The following is a 21,091-nucleotide window of genomic DNA, read 5'->3' on the forward strand; positions in this document are numbered from 1 at the left end:
CGCTGCGGCTGCCGACTACCCAGCGGCACCTTCCATGCAAACAGAAAGGAGTCTTCCTATGAAAAAGACAGGGATTCTCAACAGCCAGCTCTCAGGGCTCATCGCGGCGCTGGGGCACAAAGATCAGGTCATGATCGGGGACGCGGGCATGCCCATCCCCCAGGGAGTGACCATCGTGGACTTGGCGGTCTGCGCCGGGGTCCCCACCTTCGCCCAGGTGCTGAACGCGGTGCTCGGAGAGATGTGCGTGGAGCACTTCGATGCGGCCGAAGAGACCGCCGGGAACAATCCGGAAATTTGGGCCCTCCTGCAAAAGAGCCTCCCGGACGTGCCCTATGACACCATGTCCCACGAGAAACTCAAAGAAAAAAGCGCCGGGGTCAAATTTGCCATCCGCACCGGGGAATGCACCCCATTTGCCAATGTGATTTTGCGGTCGGGCGTCGTTTTTTAAATTCCGCCGGTCTACAAGGAGAAGGTAGCTTCTTATTTTGTAGGGAAAAAGCCTATGAAAATCTTTGGATTTTCATAGGCTTTTTTTGTTTTATTTCAAAGGAAAAACAGCGGAAAGAATTTTGAGAAGATTTCGCATAAGTTTTGGGCGTTAGTAAATAATAGAAGCAAGAGATTCGGCGCATATGGACGACCTCCCGTAGAAACATCAGACCGGGCGTCCGGAAAGGACACCGCGGCGGCAAGCCGTATGCTGGGAATCGGTCCAGCTAATGATTTTGAATTTCCGGACAGCGCGCCCGGATGTATAGGAGGAAACAAACGAATGAAAGCGACAGGAATTGTGAGAAGAATTGATGATTTGGGAAGGGTGGTCATCCCCAAAGAAATCCGGAGAACCATGCGGATCAGGGAGGGGGATCCCCTTGAAATATACACCGATAACGACGGCGAAGTGATCTTCAAAAAATATTCCCCCATCGGAGAGCTGGCTTCCTTTGCGGGCCAATATGCCGACGTGCTCTATAAGATCGGCGGCCATCCGGTCATCGTCAGCGACCGGGATCACGTGGTGGCGGTGTCCGGCATCCCCAAAAAGGAAATGATTGAGCGGCGGGTCTCCGCCTCCCTTGAGGACATCATGGAGCAGCGCCGCGGCTATATCTATTCCTCCAAGGAGCAAAAACGCCTCCAGCCGGTGGAGGGCGTGGAGCGCTTCGCCAGCGTCGCCATCCCCATCTTATCCGGCGGCGACGTGTCCGGCACGGTCATGTTTTTAGCCAGCGAGCCCGCCTCCGCCGTAGGGGAGAGTGAAATCAAGCTCATCCAGGCGGCGGCTGCCTTCCTCGGCAAACAGATGGAGGAATAACCGGCCAAAGGACGCTCTTTCCAGGCAGGGAAGGGGGGAAAGGCTGGGGCAAAAGCCGCCGCATTCCCCCGCAAAAGGGCGAAAAAACCTTGACAGAAGCCATTTTTCAGTGTATCCTAGATAAAGTAAGAATAGAGTGAAGGTGAAGAGTGGGTTAGCCCACTCTTCGCTTTATGTTGGAGTGATTTTTTGTGGCGAAGGCGAAACAGGGCGGCAACACCGTCCAGACTGTGACCGGCATCGTGGAGCCGGTGATCGCTCAGATGGGCCTTAAACTGTGGGACGTCCGGTTTGAGAAAGAGGGCGCGTACTGGTATCTGCGCATCTTCATCGACAAAGAGGGCGGCGTGGACATCGACGACTGCGAGCGTGTCAGCCGCGGCATCGACAAGCTCCTCGACGATGCGGACCCCATCGCCCAGAGCTATTATCTGGAGGTCTCCTCCCCCGGCGTGGAGCGGGATCTTGTAAAGAATTGGCATTTTGAACAGTTTCTCGGACATAAAATTAATGTCAGGCTCATTCGTCCGGTGGACGGATGCCGGGACTACACCGGCGAGCTCCAGTCGCTGGAGAACGGGGTGGTCACCATGACGCTGGAAAATGGTGCGGCTTTCTCCTTTGATAAAGCGGGGGCGGCATTTATACGACTGTATGACGATTTTGAAATGGGAGGATGCGGAGAATGAACACCGAGTTTTTTGAGGCTCTGGCGCTGCTGGAAAGAGAAAAAGGCATCCCGGCGGACTACCTGCTGGAGAAGATCAGCAACGCCATTGTCATCGCCGTCAAGCGCGATTACGCGGGGGTGGAAAATGTCTTAGTGGACATCAATCCCGACAAGGGCGTTTTCGACGTGGCGATTGTGAAGAACGTCGTGGACGAGGTGGAGGACGAGGCCAACGAGATTCTCTTGGAAAACGCCCTCGCCTATGATAAAAAAGCGCAGGTCGGCTCGGTGGTCAACATCCATTTGGAGACCAAGCAGTTCGGCAGAATCGCGGCCCAGACGGCCAAGCACGTCATCCGCCAGGGCATCCGGGAAGCGGAGCGGGGACAGATGCTCCAGGAGTTCCAGAACAAGGAGCAGGAGATCGTCACCGCCATTGTCCAGCGCATCGACCTAAAGCGCGGCACCGCCACCCTGGAGATCGGCCGCAACGAAGCGGTGCTCCCCAAGAGCGAGCAGGTGCCCGGGGAGGAGCTCCGGGAGGGCGAGCGGATCAAGGTCTATGTGGTGGAGGTCGCCGATTCCGAGCGCGGACCCAGGGTCATGATTTCCCGGACCCATCCGGGGCTGGTCAAACGCCTCTTTGAAATGGAAGTGCCGGAAATTTACGACGGCGTGGTGGAAGTCAAAGCCATTTCCCGGGAGGCCGGCTCCCGGACCAAGATCGCCGTACACACCAAGGATCCCAATGTGGACGCCGTGGGCGCCTGCATCGGACAGCGGGGCGTGCGGGTGGCCAAGATTGTAGACGAGTTGGGCGGCGAGAAAATCGACGTCATCAAATACAGCGAGGACCCGGCGGAGTTTATCGCCGCCGCCCTTTCCCCGGCTGATGTCATCAGCGTGGAAGTGGAGGACGAGGAATTAAAGACCTGCCATGTGGTGGTCCCCGAAAACCAGCTGTCCCTGGCCATCGGCAATAAGGGACAAAACGCCCGCCTGGCGGCCCGGCTGACCGGATGGAAAATCGACATCCGCAGCGAGGGCGTTATGCAATAGTCCCATCAGTTTGGCTTACTTATATTTTGAAACGGCGCCCCCACCGGGGCGATCAAATAGATGAGAAACTCTTTCGCCGGATGGTAAAGGATGGAGGAAACGATGCAGGCAAGAAAAGTACCCATGCGGATGTGTACCGGATGTCGGGAGATGAAACCCAAGAAGGAGCTTGTCCGGGTGGTCAAGACCAATACGGGTGAAATATTCCTGGATCTCACCGGAAAAAAATCGGGGCGGGGCGCCTATGTTTGCAGGAATGTGGAGTGCTTTAAGAAAGCGAGAAAGCAAAAGGGCTTTGAACGGGCTTTCTCCTGCGCCATTCCCGACGAAGTGTATCAAAAGATGGAGGAGGAAATGCAGGCAAGTGAATGAACAGCTGCTATCCTTTCTCTCGCTGATAAAAAGAGCGGGCAGGTTAGCTCTCGGATTTGATGTTGTAAAAGAGGCGGTCCACACACGCAGGGCAGCGCTTGTCCTATGTGCATCCGACCTGTCGCAGAAAACCTACAAGGAGGTAAGCCTCATCTGCGCCCGGAGCCAAGTTCCTTTGGAACCCCTTCCGGCCACCATGGACGAAATTTGGTTTGTGGTGGGAAAGCGCTCCGGCGTACTGGCGGTATTGGACCGCGGTATGGCAGGGAGGCTCAGACAACTTCTCGTATCGGATGAGGATACGAAACCATGTGTGTAATTTTGATGGCCGCAATGACAAGGAGGTAACGCCCAGTGATCATAAAGTACAGAGTCCACGAGGTCGCCAAAGACCTGAACGTCCCCAGCAAGGATGTCATCGATCTGCTCGGAGAGCACTTCGATACGCCCAAAAAGCATATGACTGCGCTGACAGAACAGGAGCTCAATCTTGTTTTTGAACATTATACCCAGAAAAGCCAGGTGCAAAATTTTAACGCCTACTTCGCGTCCGGCGTGAGAAAGGAACCGGCGCCCAAGCCCGCGCCCAAGGCGGCTCCCGCCCCCAAAGCGGCGCCGGCCGCTCCGGCGGCGCAAGCCGCTCCTGCCGCGCCCGTGGCAAAACCGGCTCCGACGGCGCCCGCAGCCCCGGCCAAAACCCCGGCTCCCGCGCCTGCCGCGGCACAGAGCCCGGCCGCCGCGCCCAAAGAGGCGCCGGCAGCGCCTCAGAGTGCTTCTGCGCCCCAGAGTGCTGCCCCCGCAAAGCCCCAGGAGACGCGGCCACAGGCCGCCCCGCAGAACCGCCCGCCGTATCAGGGCAATCAGCAGGGCAACCGCCCGCCGTACCAGGGTAACCAGCAGGGCAACCGCCCGCCGTACCAGGGTGGCCAGCAGGGCAGCCGTCCGCCGTATCAGGGCGGCCAGCAGGGCAGCCGTCCGCCGTATCAGGGCAATCAGCAGGGCAGCCGCCCGCCCTACCAGGGTGGCCAGCAGGGCAGCCGTCCGCCGTATCAGGGTAACCAGCAGGGCAGCCGCCCGCCGTACCAGGGTGGTCAGCAGGGCAGCCGTCCTCCGTATCAGGGCGGCCAGCAGGGGAATCGCCCGCCGTACCAGGGTGGACAGGGCGGGCGCCCCTCCTTCCAGGGACGTCCCGGCCAGCAGAACCCCAAGCGCCCGGCGCTCAACAAGCAGCTTCCGCCCAGACAGGCGCCGACCACGGTGGGCAGCAACTCCAACGTCTCCACCATCGACGCGGACAAGAACGTGAGATATGTCGACATGCGCGCCGCGCAGGTCAACTTGGATAAATATAACGAGCATTACGAGCAGATCGCCCCGGCGGCGGCCAACAAGGACAATGTGCAGAAAAAGCAGAAGCTCAATCAGCGCAGCGCCCAGCGGGGCCGTGGCCAGTACGGGAGAAAGCGGGAGACCGAGGCAGAGAAACTCCGCCGCATCGAGGCCGAGCGCGCCAAACGGCCTCAGCTGCATCTGGCGTTGCCGGAGGCCATCGTGGTGGGCGAGCTCGCCTCCAAGCTGATGGTACCGGCGGCCCAGGTCATCAAAAAGCTGATGGGCCTTGGCATCATGGCCACCGTCACCGAGACCATCGACTACGACACCGCCGCCCTCATCGCCATGGACTTTGGCGCTAAGGTGGAGAAGGAAGTGGTCGTCACCATCGAGGAGCGCCTCATCGACGACAGCGAGGACGACGAGGCGTCCCTCCAGGAGAGAAGCCCGGTGGTTGTGGTCATGGGACATGTCGACCACGGCAAAACCAGCCTCCTCGACGCCATCCGCAACTCCGACGTCACCGCCACCGAGGCCGGCGGCATCACCCAGCACATCGGCGCCTACCGGGTCAAGGTGGGCGGCAAATATGTCACCTTCCTGGATACCCCGGGCCATGAGGCGTTTACCTCCATGCGTGCCCGCGGCGCCCAGGTCACCGATATCGCCATCCTGGTGGTAGCCGCCGACGACGGCATCATGCCCCAGACGGTGGAGGCCATCAACCACGCCAAGGCGGCGGGGGTCTCCATCATCGTGGCCATCAACAAGATGGATAAACCCGAGGCTAACCCCGACAAGGTCAAGCAGGAGCTGACCGAGTACGAGCTGGTTCCCGAAGAGTGGGGCGGCGACGTCATCTGCGTCCCGGTCTCCGCCAAGACCCACGACAATATCGATACCCTCTTGGAGATGGTCCAGCTGGTGGCCGATATGAAGGAGCTCAAGGCAAACCCCGACCGTCTTGCCAAGGGCACCGTCATTGAAGCGAAGCTCGACAAAGGCCGCGGCCCGGTGGCCACGGTGCTGGTACAAAACGGCACCCTGCACACCGGCGACGTCATCATCGCGGGCACGGCTTTGGGCCATGTGCGGGTCATGCTCGACGACCGTCACCGCAAGGTGTCCGAGGCGGGCCCGTCGGTGCCGGTGGAAATCACCGGACTTTCCGAGGTGCCTTCGGCCGGCGACATCTTCAACTGTGTCGAGGACGAGCGGCTCGCCAAGGAGCTGGTGGACCAGCGCCGCCACGAGATGAAGGAGGAGCAGTTTAGCACCTATCAGAAGGTGACGCTGGATAACCTCTTCTCCCAGATCGAACAGGGCGAGGTCAAGGAACTGCCCATCATCATCAAGGCCGACGTTCAGGGCTCGGTGGAAGCGGTCCGCCAGTCGCTGGAGAAGCTGTCCAACGAGGAAGTCCGCGTCAAGGTCATCCACGGCGCGGTGGGCGCCGTCAGCGAATCGGACGTCATGCTGGCCGACGCCTCCAACGCCATCATCGTCGGCTTCAACGTCCGTCCCGACCCGGTGGCCAAGGATATGGCCGAGCGCGACGGGGTGGAAATCCGCCTCTACCGCATCATCTACGACGCCATCGACGAGATCAAGTCCGCCATGAAGGGCATGCTGGCTCCCAAGTTCAAGGATGTGGACTTAGGCCGGGCCGAAGTGCGCCAGGTGTACAAGATTTCCAGCGTGGGCGCTGTGGCCGGCTGCTATGTGCTGGAAGGCAAGATCACCCGCAGCGCCAACATCCGCATCGTCCGCGACGGCATCATCATCGCAGACGACAAGCTCGACAGCCTCAAGCGCTTCAAGGACGACGTCAAAGAGGTGGCCTCCGGTTACGAGTGCGGCATGAGCTTGGAAAAATTCAACGATATCAAAGAGGGCGACGTATTCGAAGCATATGTCGTGGAAGAATACAGAGAATAAAAAGGAACGGTTTCGTTTCATTTATACCAGCAGGCAGAAAATGTCTGCTGGTAATTTGTCATCCGTCCATCCGGGCGGAAAGATAGGATGTGAAAGAATATGGCAGGATTTAAAGTGGACAGAATCAGCGAGGACGTCAAGCGGGAACTCACCGACATTTTGCGTTCCCTCAAGGACCCGCGGATCAGCGGCCTCATCACCATCGTGCGCACCGAAATGTCGGGGGATATGTCCCAGGTGAAGGTTTATGTCAGCTCCATGGATGGCATCGAGGGGGCCAAGGAGGCCGTCAAGGGCCTCAAGAGCGCGGCGGGCTACATCCGCCGGGAGATCAACCACCGCCTTAAACTGCGCGCTTCCCCCGAGTTTAAATTCATCGCCGACGACTCCATTGAGCACAGCGCCCATATTTCCACCCTGCTCAAGGATTTAGACGAAAAATAAAGGAGCGGGGAAGACATGAAGATGGAAAACAAAAACGAAAGGGAAGGCCAGGAAATAAAGGTGGAGGAAGCGGCCCGGATGCTCCTTTTGGGAGAGGACGTTCTGATCTTATCCCACCAGCATCCGGACGGGGACACCCTGGGCTCGGCCTTCGGGCTTTGTTTCGCGCTGCAAAAATGCGGCAAGCGGGCGAGAATCGAGTGCAGCGACCCCATCGCCGACCGGTACGATTACCTGACCGACCACTATACCGAGGAGAGCTTTGTCCCCCAAATGATTGTGGCGGTGGACATCGCCGACACCCAGCTCTTCGGGGAAAAATTATGGCCCTATCGGGACCAGGTGGACCTTTGCATCGACCACCATCCCTCCAACACCCATTACGCGCGCCGCGTTCTCTTGGAAGCGGACAGCGCCGCCACCGCCGAGGTGATCTATGAGGTCATCAAAGCCATGGGGGTGGAATTTGACCCGGTGATGGCGTCGGCGGTCTACACCGGCATCGCCACCGACACCGGATGCTTCCGATACACCAACGTGACGGCACGCACCCACCGGATTGCGGCCGACCTGTATGAAAAGGGCGCCATGGCGGGGATGATCAACCGCGTCATGTTCGAAACCAAGAGCCTCAGCCGCATCCGGATGGAGCAGCTGGTCCTCTCCACCATGGAATACCACTTTGATAACCGCTGCGCCCTCATCGTGGTGACGCTCGACGCCATCGAGCAAACCGGCATCACCGACAGTGAGCTCGACGGCATCTCCGCCATCCCCCGGCAGATCGAGGGGGTGCAGGCTGGCATCACCCTCAGGGAGAAAGAGGGCGGCTACAAAATCTCCCTGCGCACGTCCGACAATATCAGTGCCACCGCCGTTTGCAGCGCGCTGGGCGGCGGCGGTCACGCCCGGGCGGCGGGCTGTTTTATCGCGGGAAATTTGGAGGAAGCCAAGGGGGCCATTTTGGAGGCGCTGCGCCCGGAGCTGGAGGGGAAATAATCCATGGACGGCATCCTTTGCATCAATAAGCCCCAGGACTTTACCTCCTTTGACGTGGTGGCAAAGCTCCGGGGGATCTTAAAGACGAGAAAAATCGGCCACAGCGGCACGTTGGACCCCATGGCCACCGGCGTCCTGCCGGTGCTTGTGGGCACGGCCACCAAGGCCTGCGACCTGTTGCCCGATCAGGACAAGGGCTACCGGGTCCGCTTCCGGCTGGGCCTTTCCACCGACACCCAGGACATCACCGGCCGGGTCCTCTCCCAAAGCGATCTGCGCCCCGGCGAGGCGGAAATCTGCCGGGCTGCGGAATCCTTCCGCGGGGAGGGGATGCAGGTGCCGCCCATGTACTCGGCGGTCAAGATCGGCGGGCGGAAGCTCTGCGATCTGGCCCGCCAGGGCATCACGGTGGAGCGCCCCGCCCGTCCCATCACCGTCCGGGACATCCGGGTGCTGGGCGTCGAGGGGGACGAGGTGGAAATGGAGGTCTTTTGCTCCAAGGGTACCTATGTCCGCACCATCTGCCACGATATGGGGCGGCTTCTCGGGTGCGGAGGGACCATGACGGCGCTCACCCGCATCCTAGCCTGCGGCTTTCATCTGGACGACTGTCTGACGCTTGAGGAAGTGGAAGAACTGATGGCGGCGGGGAAAATCGAACAAAAACTCCTGCCGGTGGAGCGTGCCTTTGCTGCGTATCCTGCGGTGCGGCTCTCCGAGCGGGCGTTTTTCTTATTTTGTAACGGCGCGAAGCTCTCCTTAGACCGCATCGCTTGTCCCGCGGCTGCCGGCGATCTGCGGGTGCTCCGGGAGGACGGGGCCTTCGGCGGCCTCGGCTACCGGGACGAGGAGAAGGGGGAGCTGCGGATACGAAAGCTATTTTTGGGGGAGGGCATTCTTTGATTCGAGAGAACACCTTGGACATACAGGGGAAGGAACCCACCGCCGTGGCGCTGGGGCTCTTCGACGGGGTCCACAAAGGTCACCGGGCGGTGCTCGCCCAGGCCCTGGCCCAGCGGGAAAGGGGCCTTATTCCCTGCGTTTTCACCTTCACCTTCGACGGCGGGGCCCCTCCCTCCAAGCAGGGGAATCTCGCCATCATGACGCCCGAGCGGCGCAGTGAAATCTTTTCCCAGTTGGGCTTTGCTTATGAAATCTGCCCCCCCTTCTCCGCCTTCTGCAACCTGACGCCCCGGGAGTATGTGGAGGAAATCCTGATGAAGCGCCTGTGGGTCAAGTTTGTCGCCTGCGGCTACGACTTCCGCTTTGGCAAAGGGGCCGCCGGGGACGTGGAGACGCTGCGGGAACTTTGCGGGGAGCGGGGCATCGAGGTCCGGGTGGTGGAACACGTGGATGACGGCGGCCATCCGGTCAGCTCCACCCGCATCCGGCATCACATCGAGAACGGGGAGATCGAGGAGGCAAACCGCCTGATGGAAAGCCTCTTTTCCATCGGCACCCGGGTCGTCCACGGCCGGCGGCTGGGGCGCACCTTGGATTTCCCCACCATCAACCAGCCCTTTCCGGCGGGATGCATCATCCCGCGCTTTGGCGTCTACGCCTCTCTGGCCTTTGCGGGCGGACGGTGGCGGGAGGCGGTGACTAACGTCGGGATCAAACCCACGGTGGCGGTCAAGGACCCCCTGGCCGAGACCTATATCCTGGATTTCACTGGGGACCTCTACGGCAAAAACGTGGAGGTGCGGCTTCTCTCCTTTTTGCGCCCCGAGGAAAAGTTCGGCTCCTTGGAGGAGCTCAAGGAGCGCATTTGGATGGACAGCGAGGACGCCCGCCGCATTTCGGGGGCGTATCTGGCGGGACTGGAAAAGAACAAGAAATTTACAAAAAATATAGACAAACGGGTACCCGCTGTGGTATCCTATGATAGTTAGTGGAGTTCGGCCTTTGGTCCGAAATTTCACAGCGCGCCGTATGCATGGTTTAGGGAGAAAGCCCCCAACGGGAAGGCGCCCGCCCTCTTCTATGGTACTGGCGAATTTTAGAAAAAGAGGTGCATTTTCATGCTGGACAAAGCAGTCAAAGCCCAGGTCATCGCGGAGAACGCGACCCACGAGGGCGACACCGGTTCCCCCGAAGTGCAGATCGCCATTCTCACCAAGAGAATCAACGAGCTCACCGAGCATCTGAAGGTCAACAAAAAGGACCATCACTCCCGCCGGGGTCTGCTCAAAATGGTCGGTAAAAGAAGAAACCTTCTCAACTACCTGATCAAAAAAGATATCAACCGCTATCGTGCGATCATTGCGAAGCTGGGTATTCGTAAGTAAGTTATGCTCTGAAGGCAGGTGTAAAAAAGCACCTGCCTTCAAATGCATTTCGCCGGAGGTGGAAAAAACCTCGGGCGAAGGGAAAACGTGCCAAAGTCCTGCCGGGAAAACCGGGGGACAAAAAATACAGGCGGGGAAATTTCACTCGCGGCTTTAGCAGTGCATCGGGGACGCAAGGGGACTTGCGTAACGGATGAATTGCTAAACCAGAGGGACCCTTCCCGCCGCAAAACTGGAGGTAACAACCATGTTCGAGAATTACCGCGTCTTTGAAACAGAGCTGGCGGGGAAAAAGATCACCTTTGAAACCGGCAAGATGTGCGCTCTCTCCAACGCGTCGGTGCTGGTGCGCTATGGCGAGACCACGGTCCTTGTCAATACCACCGCTTCCAAGAAGCCGAGAGACGGCATCGACTTTTTCCCGCTGTCGGTGGACTTTGAAGAAAAGCTCTATGCCGTGGGCAAAATCCCCGGCTCCTTTATGAAGCGGGAGGGCCGCCCCACCCAGAAGGCGATTCTCGCCTCCCGGCTGGTGGACCGCCCCATCCGGCCCCTCTTCCCCAAATACATGAGAAACGACGTCTCCGTCGTCATGACCGTCCTTTCGGTGGACCCGGACTGCTCCCCTGAAATCGCGGGCATGATCGGCACTTCCTTCGCCCTGTCCATCTCCGACATCCCCTGGGCCGGACCCATCGCGGGCGTCAGCCTGGGCCTGGTGGACGGCAAGGTGGTCATCAACCCCGACGAGGAGCAGCGGAAGGTCTCCGAGATGTCTGTCACGGTGGCGGGCTCCAAAGAGAAGATTGTCATGATCGAGGCGGGCGCCAACGAGGTCCCCGAGGACGTCATGCTCGACGCCATCGCCCAGGGCCATGAAGAGATCAAGAAGATGGTCGACTTCATTTTCGGCGTCCAGGCCGAAATCGGCAAGGAGAAATTCACCTTCGAGTCCATGGAGGTCAATCCCGAGTTCTTCGGCAAGATCAAGGAGTTTGCCGAGGAGCGGGTCAAAGAGGCCCTTGACACCGACGACAAGAACGAGCGGGACAAGAGACTGGCCCCCATCGTCGAGGACATCCACGCCCAGTTCGACGAGGAGTATCCGGAGCTGGTGGGTACCGTCGACGAGTGCATGTACCAGCTCCAGAAGCAGATCGTCCGCGCCTGGCTCAAGCAGGGCAAGCGGGTCGACGGCAGAAAGCTGGATGAAATCCGGCCTTTGGCCGCCGAGGTGGGACTCATCCCCCGCGTCCACGGTTCCGGCATGTTTACCCGCGGTCAGACCCAGGTGCTCACCATCGTCACCTTGGGCCCTGTCAGCGATTCCCAGATCCTCGACGGCATCGACGGCGAGGATTCCAAGAGATATATGCATCAGTATAACTTCCCCTCCTACTCGGTGGGCGAGACCCGTCCCAGCCGCGGCCCCGGCCGCCGCGAGATCGGTCACGGCGCGCTGGCTGAGCGCGCCCTCGAGCCGGTGATCCCGCCGGTGGAGGAGTTCCCCTACGCTTACCGCCTGGTTTCCGAGGTGCTTTCCTCCAATGGCTCCACCTCCCAGGGCTCCATCTGCGGCTCCACTCTGGCCCTGATGGACGCGGGCGTGCCCATCAAAGCGCCGGTGGCCGGCATCTCCTGCGGCCTCATCACCGACGGCGACGACTGGATGACCATGGTGGACATCCAGGGGCTGGAGGACTTCTACGGCGACATGGACTTTAAGGTGGGCGGCACCGAAAAGGGCATCACCGCCATCCAGGTGGACATCAAGGTGGACGGCCTGACGCTGCCCATCATCAAGGAAGCCTTTGAGAAGACCAGAAAGGCCAGACTTTACATCTTAAATGAGATCATGCTCAAGTGCATCCCCGCCCCGCGCGAGGAGCTCTCCAAATACGCGCCCAAGATGCTCACCCTGACCATCGATCCGGAGAAGATCCGCGAGGTCATCGGTTCGGGCGGCAAGGTCATCCAGAGAATCTGCGCCGAGTGCGAGGTCAAGATCGACATCGAGGACGACGGCAAGGTCTTCGTCTCCGCCATCGACATCGACAATGCCCGCCGGGCGGTTCAGGTCATCGAGACCATCGCCAACGACCCTGAGGTGGGCGCGCTCTACAAGGGCCGCGTCACCAGACTGATGAACTTCGGCGCCTTTGTGGAAATCGCTCCGGGCAAAGAGGGACTGGTTCACATCTCCAAGCTGGACATGAAGCGGGTGGAGAAGGTGGAGGACGTGGTCACCGTGGGCGACGAGATCATCGTCAAGGTCACCGAGATCGACTCCCAGGGCAGAATCAACCTCTCCAGAAAAGACGCGCTGATGGAAATCCAGGCAAAGAAGAACAAAGAAAAAGAATAAGAGCGAAGCCGCTCTCGATAGAGGCCCCGGACACTGCCGTGTCCGGGGCCTTTTTCACAAATATTCTTTTCAGGGCATAGGCATTTGTGCTATAATGATGTCTACATGAAGTGCCGTGGAGAAGGCCCCCCGCCTGAAAAAGTGCGGGCAGCGCGGCTGCTCTTTTGAAGCGGCGCAAGGTGTCAGCGTCCACAGGCAACATCCGAAAGGGGAAGTAAAATGAAAAAGAAGCTCATGGCTGTCATCCTATGTATGGTTCTCGCCTTCACCGGCGTGCAAACGGCTATTGCCGCGCCGGTCATTCGGATGGAGGAGCAAAGCGCTGTGACGACCAGTGCGCCCCAGAGCACCACCACCCTGCCGGAGACCAACAGCGACGGCCGTCCCAAGACGACCAGGGAGCAGGACATCGCCATTGTGGTCCTGACCTTCGTGGGCGTCATCGGCATGATCATGGTCATCATCGAGAAGAGAAAGAAAAACGACAAGGGCCCGCTGCGCAAATAGGCACAGCGTGCAAAATTCATATTCCGTTTCTTGTTTGGCGCAAGGGGATTTTGTTATAATGAAAAGGCGCCGTATCCCTTCTATATATAAAGAAGGCTCTCGGGTCCGAAATTTGGCCCCGTGGGAGCGGGGGATGCGGGCGGAAGGGGAACAACGAAGATGAACTGTTTTGAAAAAGCGAGACGGGTGGTCGTCAAGGTGGGCACTTCCACGCTCACCTACGACACGGGACTCATCAATATCCGCCATCTGGAGAGACTGGTCAAGACCCTCTCCGATTTAAAAAACTCGGGGAGGGACGTCATTCTGGTGTCCTCCGGCGCCATCGGCGTGGGCGTGGGTAAGCTGGGGCTCAAGGAGCGGCCCCAGGACACCCCCTCCAAGCAGGCGGCGGCCTCGGTGGGGCAGTGTGAGCTGATGTACCTCTACGACAAGCTCTTCTCTGAATATAACCACACCATTTCCCAGGTGCTCATCACCCGGGACGCCATCGACAATCCCGACCGCAAGCAGCATATTATGAATACCTTTGAGCGTCTGATGGACTACGGCGCCATCCCCATCGTCAACGAAAACGACACGGTGAGCGTCGAGGAGATCGAGTTCGGCGACAACGACAGCCTGTCCGCCATTGTGGCGGCCATCGCCCAGGCCGACGCGCTGGTGGTGATGACCGACGTGGACGGTCTCTACGACGCCGATCCCCGCACCTGTGAAAACGCCCGGCTGATCCGTCAGGTGGACCAGGTGGACGACGCGCTGCGGGCCAAGGCGTCGGGCGCGGGCACGAGACGGGGCACCGGCGGTATGATCACCAAGCTCAACGCCGCCGAGTTTGCCATGGAGCGGGGCATCGATATGGCCATCGTCAACGGCAAGGACCCCTATATCCTCTACCGGCTGTTTGAAGGACAGCAGGTGGGCACCCATTTTAAACGGAAAGGCTGATGGATGTGACACAGATCATTGAAATCGGGAAGCGGGCCAAGAAGGCCTCCCAGACGCTGATGTGCGCGGGCACCATGGAAAAAAACCGGGCGCTCTCTTCCATTGCGCAGGCGCTGCGCCGGGAAAAGGCGGCCATTCTCGCTGAAAACGCCGCGGACATTGTGGCGGCCAAAGAGCGGGGAATGTCGCCCTCTATGGTTGACCGGCTCACCCTGACGGAAAGCCGGATTGAGGACATCGCCGCGGCGGTGGAGAAGATTGTGGACCTGGAGGACCCGGTGGGGGTCATCGAAACCGGCTTTGTCCGCCCCAACGGGTTGCAGGTCAGAAAGACCCGCGTCCCTATGGGAGTGGTGGGCATCATCTTTGAAGCGCGTCCCAATGTGACGGTGGACGGCGCGGCCCTGTGTCTTAAAACAGGCAACGCGGTGATTTTACGGGGCGGAAAGGAAGCCATCCGTTCCAATACGGCTTTGGCCGGCGTCATGCGGGACGCCATCGAGAGCACGGGACTGCCCGCCGACAGCGTCATTTTAATAGAAGACACCTCCCGGGAGAGCGCCACGGCCCTGATGAAGTTAAACGATTATCTTGACGTGCTCATCCCCCGGGGCGGCGCCGGGCTCATCCGCGCCGTGGTGGAGCAGGCCACCGTTCCCGTCATCGAGACGGGCACCGGCAACTGCCACATTTATATCGATAAAAGCGCCGACGTGCAGATGGGCGCCAACATCATCTTTAACGCCAAGACCTCCCGGCCCTCGGTGTGCAACGCGGCCGAGACGCTGCTCGTTCACCGGGACATTGCCCAGGAGTTCCTGCCGGTGGCCAAGGTCCTTTTGGACACCAAGCACGTAGAGCTGCGGGGGGATGAAAACACACGGTCCATTTTAGGGCCCAGTGTCAAGCCCGTCACCGAGGAGGACTATGCCACCGAGTTTCTCGACTATATCCTGGCTGTGCGGGTGGTGGATTCCCTGGAGGAGGCCATCGACCATGTGCGGAGCTATTCCTCCGGCCACAGCGAGTGCATCGTCACCCGGGACCTGGGATGCGCCCAGCGGTTTGTGGACACCGTCGATAGCGCGGCGGTCTATGTCAACGCCTCCACCCGGTTTACCGACGGCGGGGAGTTCGGTTTCGGCGCGGAGATCGGCATCTCCACCCAGAAGCTCCACGCCCGGGGTCCCATGGGGCTCAAGGAGCTAACCACCGTGAAGTATATCATCTATGGCGATGGACAGGTGCGCTAAGCAAAGAGAAGAATCTTGCCAGGAAATGGCGGAATGGATGGTTTAGGCATGGATTTGGAGAAAAACACGCCTCTGGTGCCCGACGAGGAGCCGGGCCGGGAGACTGAACAGATACGGCCCGGCCACGGAAGGAACGTGGGCCGGCACAAGCGGAAGAATAAATACGCGGTGGCGGGGCTCATCCTGCTGCTGTTGGCGCTGGTGGGCGTCATTGCGGTGGTGGTGTCCAGCATCAAGCTCACCGGCAATATCATGGACAACGGCAAACAGAAGGGAAAATTGGAACGCTATCTCCAACCGGTGGTCATGTTCGACCCCCTGCCCTTTGAGAAGGTGGAGGACGCCGACCCCCTGGTGGTGCTTCAGTCGGCCCTTTGGTACACCATCATCAACGAGCCGGAGGAGAAGCAGTCCTTCGACGACTTCGGGATGCGGGTACTGAAAGTCAGCGACGTGGACCTCAGCGGCGCCAAACTCTTCGGCAGCTCCCTCAAGCTCCAGCACCAAAGCTTCGGCGACTTCGACGTCAGCTATATCTATGAGGGCACGGAGCAGGTCTACAAGGTGCCTGTCACCGGGATCATGGCCACCTACAAGGCCAAGGTGGTGAGCATGCAGAAGGAGAGCGGCGGGGAATACCATATCATTGTGGGCTATGTCCCCACCGGAAACGAGTGGATGGCGGACTTGCAGGGCAACACCTACGAGACCGAGCCGGATAAATATATGAAGTACATCCTGAAAAAGGAGAAGAACCAGTATTACATCGTTTCCATCCAGCAGCCGGCGGAGGGGGAAACCCCCAGTCTCACCGCTCCAATTACTAGTACAGGTGGCCAAAGCGAAGCCAAATAGGAAAAACCCATATTCGTCATTTTAAAAGATGTTTTTGGGAAAAAATACAAGAAAGTAAGAGCGTGTGTTTTATACACACGCTCTTACTTTCGTTTTTCACTAAATTGATACAGACAAGTTCGTGCAAAATTATGGTCAAAAAACAAAAAGGAGCATGCAAGTTTGCACAAAAATAAATATGACTAAATTGTGAATAAAAAAGAAACTTGTACCGGAACTTGTGTCTTTGTCCAGTTTTTGTCAGTTGTAATATTTGGAAGTGACAGAAAGTTAACAGTTTGCCAGTATGGGCGGAAAGAAACTTGTTTCTTAATAATTTAGTCATAATTAAAAGAACCATTGATATAATAGGATAAAATCACAAATAAATCATTGATTTAGAAAACATAGATAGTTTCAAAGGCTAATATTTAGCAGGTTGTTACTAGTAAATTGTACAACTTCATCGGTATAATGAATACAACCTCAAAAAATGTGAGGAGAGAATTAATATTCCAGTACATAGCTGGAAAAAAGAGGAGGAAAATCCATGAAAAAACTGTTAGCCCTTGTACTGGCTGTACTGATGGTAGTTACCATCTTTGCAGGCTGTGCAGCAAAAGAAGAGAGCTCTTCTTCTCAGTCTAGCTCCACTCCCGCTGGCGATTCTTCCAGCACCGGTGGCGACGCTAAAGAGGGCCCCTACACCTTTGGTTATTCCGCAATGACTCTGAACAACCCCTTCTTCGTCTACATTGGCGACACCGCCAAAGCTGTTGTTGAAGGCAAAGGCGACAAATTTGTCAGCGCTGACCCCCAGTTTGATCAGAGCAGACAGATCTCCCAGATCGAAGACATGGTTACCCAGGGCATCGACGTCCTGCTTCTGAACCCGGTTGACAACAAGGGCATTCGCCCGGCGCTGGATGCCTGCCAGAAGGCAAACATCCCCATCGTCAACTTCGACGCTGACGTTTATGACACCGACATGGTCGAATCCATCCTGGTTTCCAACAACAAACAGGCCGGCTATCTGGTAGGCCAGAAGGTTGTTAAGGACTTCCCGGACGGCACCAAACTGGCTATCCTGGATTCCCCGACTGCGAAATCCACTCTGGACCGCGTTGCGGGCTTCATGCAGGCTCTGGAAGAGGCCGGCAAGGACAAATATCCTGTCGTTTACCAGCAGGATGGTAAGGGCTCCACTCAGGACTCCCTGCCTCTGGCTGAGAACTGCCTCCAGGCTAACCCCGATGTCGGCGCATTCTTCGCTGGTAACGACCCGTCCGCAATGGGCGCTGTCGCAGCTCTGGAAGCCGCTGGCAAAGTTGGCGAGATCAAAGTTTACGGTATCGACGGTTCTCCCGAAGGCAAAACTGCCATCAAAAAGGGCCAGATGCACGGCACCGGCGCTCAGTCCCCGAAAGCAATCGCTGAGCAGTCTGTCGAAGTAGCTTACAAGATCCTGGCTGGCGAAACTGTTGAGAAGAACATCCTGGTTGACGTGTTCCTGATCGATGACACCAATGTTGATCAGTACGGCACCGACAGCTGGCAGTAAGATCGAAGGAGTCCTTTGATTCCTGACAATCGAAGCGCAGCTTACGATGAAAAGAAATGCCCTGCTTTTAGCAGGGCATTTTTTATTTATCTTTACAAAGGGAAATAATAGCTGAAATTTCCAGTAAAGAACGCATAATCAAATAAATAAACGAGGGCACCGCCGTTATGGAGGAAAAAGTGTTGTGTACATATGAGGTATTTTAGACGGTTTTCGCCAGGCTAAATGGTACAAGTTTCACAACACTGCATGAAACTTGTTGCAGAGAAAAAATAATGACTAAATTGTGAATATACCATACAAAGGGGGTTCCACCGGAATAAAAAGTAACGAAATCGAAACAACACAGGGACGCATCATTGACAATTTTGGGCAATAAGAAAACTTGTCTATGATAAACGGGAAAAAATAAGAAAATTGTTGATGATTTTTATAAGAATTAAATAGAAAAAAGACGATGAAACTTGTTGCAATGTTTCGTCGTCTTTTTTTGGATAGGTTGCATATAGAAAAGGTACAACTGATCACCGTATAATAGAGAAGACCTCAGAGATGAGGACAAAGATTCCAGAACTTATCTGGTATTTAAGGAGGAAAATTATGAAAAAGTTGTTAGCACTTGTGCTGGCTGTCCTGATGGTAGTTACCATCTTCGCAGGCTGCGCAGCAAAAGAAGAAAGCTCTTCTTCTCAGTCCAGTTCCACCCCTGCTGGTGATTCTTCCAGCACTGGCGGCGACAGCAAAGAAGGCCCCTACAAATTCGGTTACACCCCCGCAACCATGAACAACCCCTTCTTCACCTATATTGAAGGCGTTATGAGAAAAATCGTCGAAGATAAAGGCGATGAGATGGTTACCACTGACCCGCAGTTCGACGTTTCTAAGCAGATCTCCCAGATTGAAGACATGGTTACCCAGGGTATCGATGTCCTCATGCTCAACCCCGTTGACTCCGAAGGCGTACGCCCCGGCCTCGACGCTGCGAAAAAAGCCAATGTCATCATCGTTAACTTCGATAACGACGTTGCTGATAAAGACATGGTAGACTGCATCCTGGTTTCCAACAATGAGAACGCTGGTTACGTTGTTGGCCAGAAAGTCGTCAAAGACTTCCCCGATGGCGCTAAGATCGCTATCCTGCATCAGCCCACTGCTCAGGCTTGCATCGACCGTGTTGCTGGTTTCAGAAGAGCAATCTCCGAAGCCGCTAACAAAGATGCTTACAAAGAAGTTGCCGAGCAGAACGGCGGCGGTTCCACTCAGGACTCCCTGGCTCCGGCCGAGAACATCCTGCAGGGTAACCCCGACCTGGATCTGTTCTTCTGCATCAACGACCCGTCTGCTGTTGGCGCTGTCGCAGCTCTGAAAGCAGCGAACAAAGTCGGCGACATCAAAGTTTACGGTATTGACGGCGCTCCCGAAGGCAAAGCAGCCATCAAAGCTGGCGAGATGGTCGCTACCGGCGCTCAGTCCCCGAAAGCTATCGCTGAGGATTCCATCGAAGTAGCTTACAAGCTCCTCGCTGGTGAGACTGTTGAGCACAAGATCCTTGTTGACACCTTCCTGATCGACGGCAGCAACGTTGACCAGTACGGCACCGACAGCTGGCAGTAATAGGAACTCTATTATGCGAGTTTTGATCGAAAATTAAAAAAAGGCTCCGCTTAGCGGAGCCTTTTTTCTTTTTTGATTGCTCCTTGTCTTCTGTGTGTTTTTCCCATAAGTGAAAATAAAAAATACAAAGAAAGACGAATTAAGCGTGAAAAATGTTACTGTTAAAAAATATGACTAAATTATGAAGCAAATCCAAAAGATAATCTTTTGGATTTATTCATTTTTTGAAACTTGTTTCTCACGAGATTAAGCTGTGATATTCTGGGAATTCAAAGTCAGGACTTTTCCATCGAAAAAAAAGTAAAGGCAATTTTATCAGAATAAAAAATGAAAAGAAGGAGGAAATCAGGTCGAATTCGGACAAATTCGCAAGAAATTGGCATAAGTCTTCTTTTTGGTGAAGTAATTTTAGTAAAGTTGCACATAGAAAACAGACAGCTATGAGTTTATAATATAGACAACCTCAAAGTGAGGCGAATGTTTTTTTGTTTTAAGGAGGAATACTATGAAAAAGCTACTGGCGCTTGTACTGGCAGTATTGATGGTCATTACTGTTTTTGCAGGCTGCGCGGCAAAAGAGGAAAGCTCCGCTCCCAGCAACGATCAGTCCAGTTCTGTCGCGGGTGATTCATCCAGCGGCGGCTCCACCAACAAAGAGGGCCCCTACAAATTCGGTTATTCCCCGCCAACTATGAACAACCCCTTCTTCATTTACATTGAAGACACTATGAAATCCAAACTGCATGAAGGTGACGAGCTGATCACCAGTGACCCGCAGCAGGATACCAGCAAGCAGGTTTCCGGTATTGAAGATATGTGCATGGCCGGCATCGACGTTTTGTTGGTCTGCCCGTTTGACTCCGCAGGTATTAGACCTGGACTGGATGCTGCGAAAAAAGCAGGTGTCTTTATCGTTAACTTTGATACCGACGTCATTGATACCGACATGGTCGACGTCATCCTGGTTTCCGATAACGTGAACGCTGGTTACGTCATGGGCGAGCAGGTTGCCAAGGACTTCCCCAACGGCGCAAAGATCGCCATTCTGAACAGCCCCGTCGGCGAGGCTACCAACAACCGTGAAAAAGGCTTCCGTCAGGCTCTTGAGGATGCCGGTGGCGAAGGCGCTGGCTACACAGTAGTCGCGACCCAGGATGGTAAGGGCGAGACCCAGAGTGCTCTGGCTCCGGCTGAAAACATCCTGCAGGCACATCCGGATTTGGATTGCTTCTTTGCGATCAACGACCCCTCCGCAATGGGTTGCGTAGCCGCTCTGGAAGCAGCCAAGAAGGTTGGTCAGATCAAAGTTTACGGCGTTGATGGTGCCCCCGAAGGCAAAAAGGCCATGAAAGAGGGTAAAATGCATGGTTCCGGCGCCCAGTCCCCGAAGGGCTTGGCAGAAGGCTCCATCGAACTGGCATACAAACTGCTGGCCGGTGAAGATGTCGGCGAGCACAAACAGTTGGTTCCCACCTTTAACATCAATCCTGAAAATGTTGATGATTTCGGTGTCGACAGCTGGCAGTAAGCTACAGTCAGTGGTTTACGTCTAACCAATGGAAAGAAACCGCTATCCAATCGGATAG

20 protein-coding genes are annotated in these 21,091 nt (G+C 56.5%); all 20 read left to right on the forward strand.

The genetic code is table 11. From position 1 onward, the window contains the following. Positions 1-58: 58 nt before the first annotated feature. On the forward strand, positions 59-454 hold the full coding sequence (rbsD, locus tag H8709_RS06295) for a D-ribose pyranase (protein WP_262397527.1): 396 nt from the start codon (positions 59-61) through the stop codon (positions 452-454). 324 nt (positions 455-778) lie between these two features. Beyond that, positions 779-1,321, forward strand: a complete 543-nt coding sequence (locus H8709_RS06300) for a stage V sporulation T C-terminal domain-containing protein (RefSeq protein ID WP_262397528.1) — start codon at positions 779-781, stop codon at positions 1,319-1,321. Between the two features lie 191 nt (positions 1,322-1,512). Beyond that, positions 1,513-2,010 (forward strand): ribosome maturation factor RimP, encoded by a 498-nt coding sequence (locus tag H8709_RS06305; RefSeq protein ID WP_262397529.1) that lies wholly within the window; start codon positions 1,513-1,515, stop codon positions 2,008-2,010. Next, a complete protein-coding gene (gene nusA / locus H8709_RS06310; RefSeq protein WP_262397530.1) occupies positions 2,007-3,050 on the forward strand; it encodes a transcription termination factor NusA in 1,044 nt (347 codons plus the stop codon). Before H8709_RS06305 ends, nusA begins: the two co-directional genes overlap by 4 nt. Positions 3,051-3,152: 102 nt before the next feature. Next, positions 3,153-3,422 carry an RNase P modulator RnpM gene (rnpM, locus tag H8709_RS06315; RefSeq protein ID WP_262397531.1) on the forward strand — a complete coding sequence of 90 codons (270 nt, stop codon included), beginning with the start codon at positions 3,153-3,155 and terminating at the stop codon, positions 3,420-3,422. After that, positions 3,415-3,741, forward strand: a complete 327-nt coding sequence (locus H8709_RS06320) for a L7Ae/L30e/S12e/Gadd45 family ribosomal protein (RefSeq protein ID WP_262397532.1) — start codon at positions 3,415-3,417, stop codon at positions 3,739-3,741. The genes rnpM and H8709_RS06320 overlap by 8 nt, the downstream gene beginning before the upstream one ends. A 35-nt stretch (positions 3,742-3,776) precedes the next feature. After that, positions 3,777-6,692, forward strand: coding sequence for a translation initiation factor IF-2 (gene infB / locus H8709_RS06325; RefSeq protein ID WP_262397533.1), 2,916 nt, complete (start codon positions 3,777-3,779; stop codon positions 6,690-6,692). Positions 6,693-6,791: 99 nt separating this feature from the next. Continuing rightward, entirely contained in the window at positions 6,792-7,136 is a 345-nt protein-coding gene (gene rbfA, locus H8709_RS06330; RefSeq protein ID WP_262397534.1) for a 30S ribosome-binding factor RbfA, read from the forward strand. Between the two features lie 15 nt (positions 7,137-7,151). Continuing rightward, the gene (locus H8709_RS06335) at positions 7,152-8,135 is read left to right on the forward strand and encodes a DHH family phosphoesterase (protein ID WP_262397535.1); all 984 of its coding nucleotides are present in this window, start codon (positions 7,152-7,154) and stop codon (positions 8,133-8,135) included. A gap of 3 nt (positions 8,136-8,138) precedes the next feature. Beyond that, positions 8,139-9,038: a tRNA pseudouridine(55) synthase TruB gene (gene truB, locus H8709_RS06340; RefSeq protein ID WP_262397536.1), complete on the forward strand. Its 900-nt coding sequence runs from the start codon at positions 8,139-8,141 to the stop codon at positions 9,036-9,038. Then, positions 9,035-10,027, forward strand: a complete 993-nt coding sequence (gene ribF / locus H8709_RS06345; RefSeq protein ID WP_262397537.1) for a riboflavin biosynthesis protein RibF — start codon at positions 9,035-9,037, stop codon at positions 10,025-10,027. The genes truB and ribF overlap by 4 nt, the downstream gene beginning before the upstream one ends. Positions 10,028-10,159: 132 nt before the next feature. After that, complete coding sequence (gene rpsO, locus H8709_RS06350; RefSeq protein ID WP_262397600.1) at positions 10,160-10,423, forward strand: 30S ribosomal protein S15; 264 nt, start codon at positions 10,160-10,162, stop codon at positions 10,421-10,423. A 247-nt stretch (positions 10,424-10,670) separates the two neighbouring features. Next, positions 10,671-12,788, forward strand: a complete 2,118-nt coding sequence (locus H8709_RS06355; RefSeq protein ID WP_262397538.1) for a polyribonucleotide nucleotidyltransferase — start codon at positions 10,671-10,673, stop codon at positions 12,786-12,788. Positions 12,789-13,007: 219 nt separating this feature from the next. Further along, positions 13,008-13,295 carry a hypothetical protein gene (locus H8709_RS06360; RefSeq protein ID WP_262397539.1) on the forward strand — a complete coding sequence of 96 codons (288 nt, stop codon included), beginning with the start codon at positions 13,008-13,010 and terminating at the stop codon, positions 13,293-13,295. 159 nt (positions 13,296-13,454) lie between these two features. Continuing rightward, entirely contained in the window at positions 13,455-14,243 is a 789-nt protein-coding gene (proB, locus tag H8709_RS06365; protein ID WP_262397540.1) for a glutamate 5-kinase, read from the forward strand. After that, complete coding sequence (locus H8709_RS06370) at positions 14,243-15,496, forward strand: glutamate-5-semialdehyde dehydrogenase (protein ID WP_316248748.1); 1,254 nt, start codon at positions 14,243-14,245, stop codon at positions 15,494-15,496. Before proB ends, H8709_RS06370 begins: the two co-directional genes overlap by 1 nt. Before the next feature lie 33 nt (positions 15,497-15,529). Then, the gene (locus H8709_RS06375; RefSeq protein WP_262397541.1) at positions 15,530-16,351 is read left to right on the forward strand and encodes a hypothetical protein; all 822 of its coding nucleotides are present in this window, start codon (positions 15,530-15,532) and stop codon (positions 16,349-16,351) included. 565 nt (positions 16,352-16,916) lie between these two features. Beyond that, entirely contained in the window at positions 16,917-17,891 is a 975-nt protein-coding gene (locus H8709_RS06380; protein ID WP_392391667.1) for a sugar ABC transporter substrate-binding protein, read from the forward strand. A 600-nt stretch (positions 17,892-18,491) separates the two neighbouring features. Then, positions 18,492-19,505, forward strand: coding sequence for a sugar ABC transporter substrate-binding protein (locus tag H8709_RS06385; RefSeq protein WP_262397543.1), 1,014 nt, complete (start codon positions 18,492-18,494; stop codon positions 19,503-19,505). Positions 19,506-20,010: 505 nt separating this feature from the next. Further along, entirely contained in the window at positions 20,011-21,033 is a 1,023-nt protein-coding gene (locus H8709_RS06390; protein ID WP_262397544.1) for a sugar ABC transporter substrate-binding protein, read from the forward strand. Positions 21,034-21,091: the final 58 nt, after the last annotated feature.

This window comes from Zongyangia hominis (assembly GCF_014385095.1).
Classification (GTDB): Bacteria; Bacillota; Clostridia; order Oscillospirales; family Ruminococcaceae; genus Zongyangia; species Zongyangia hominis.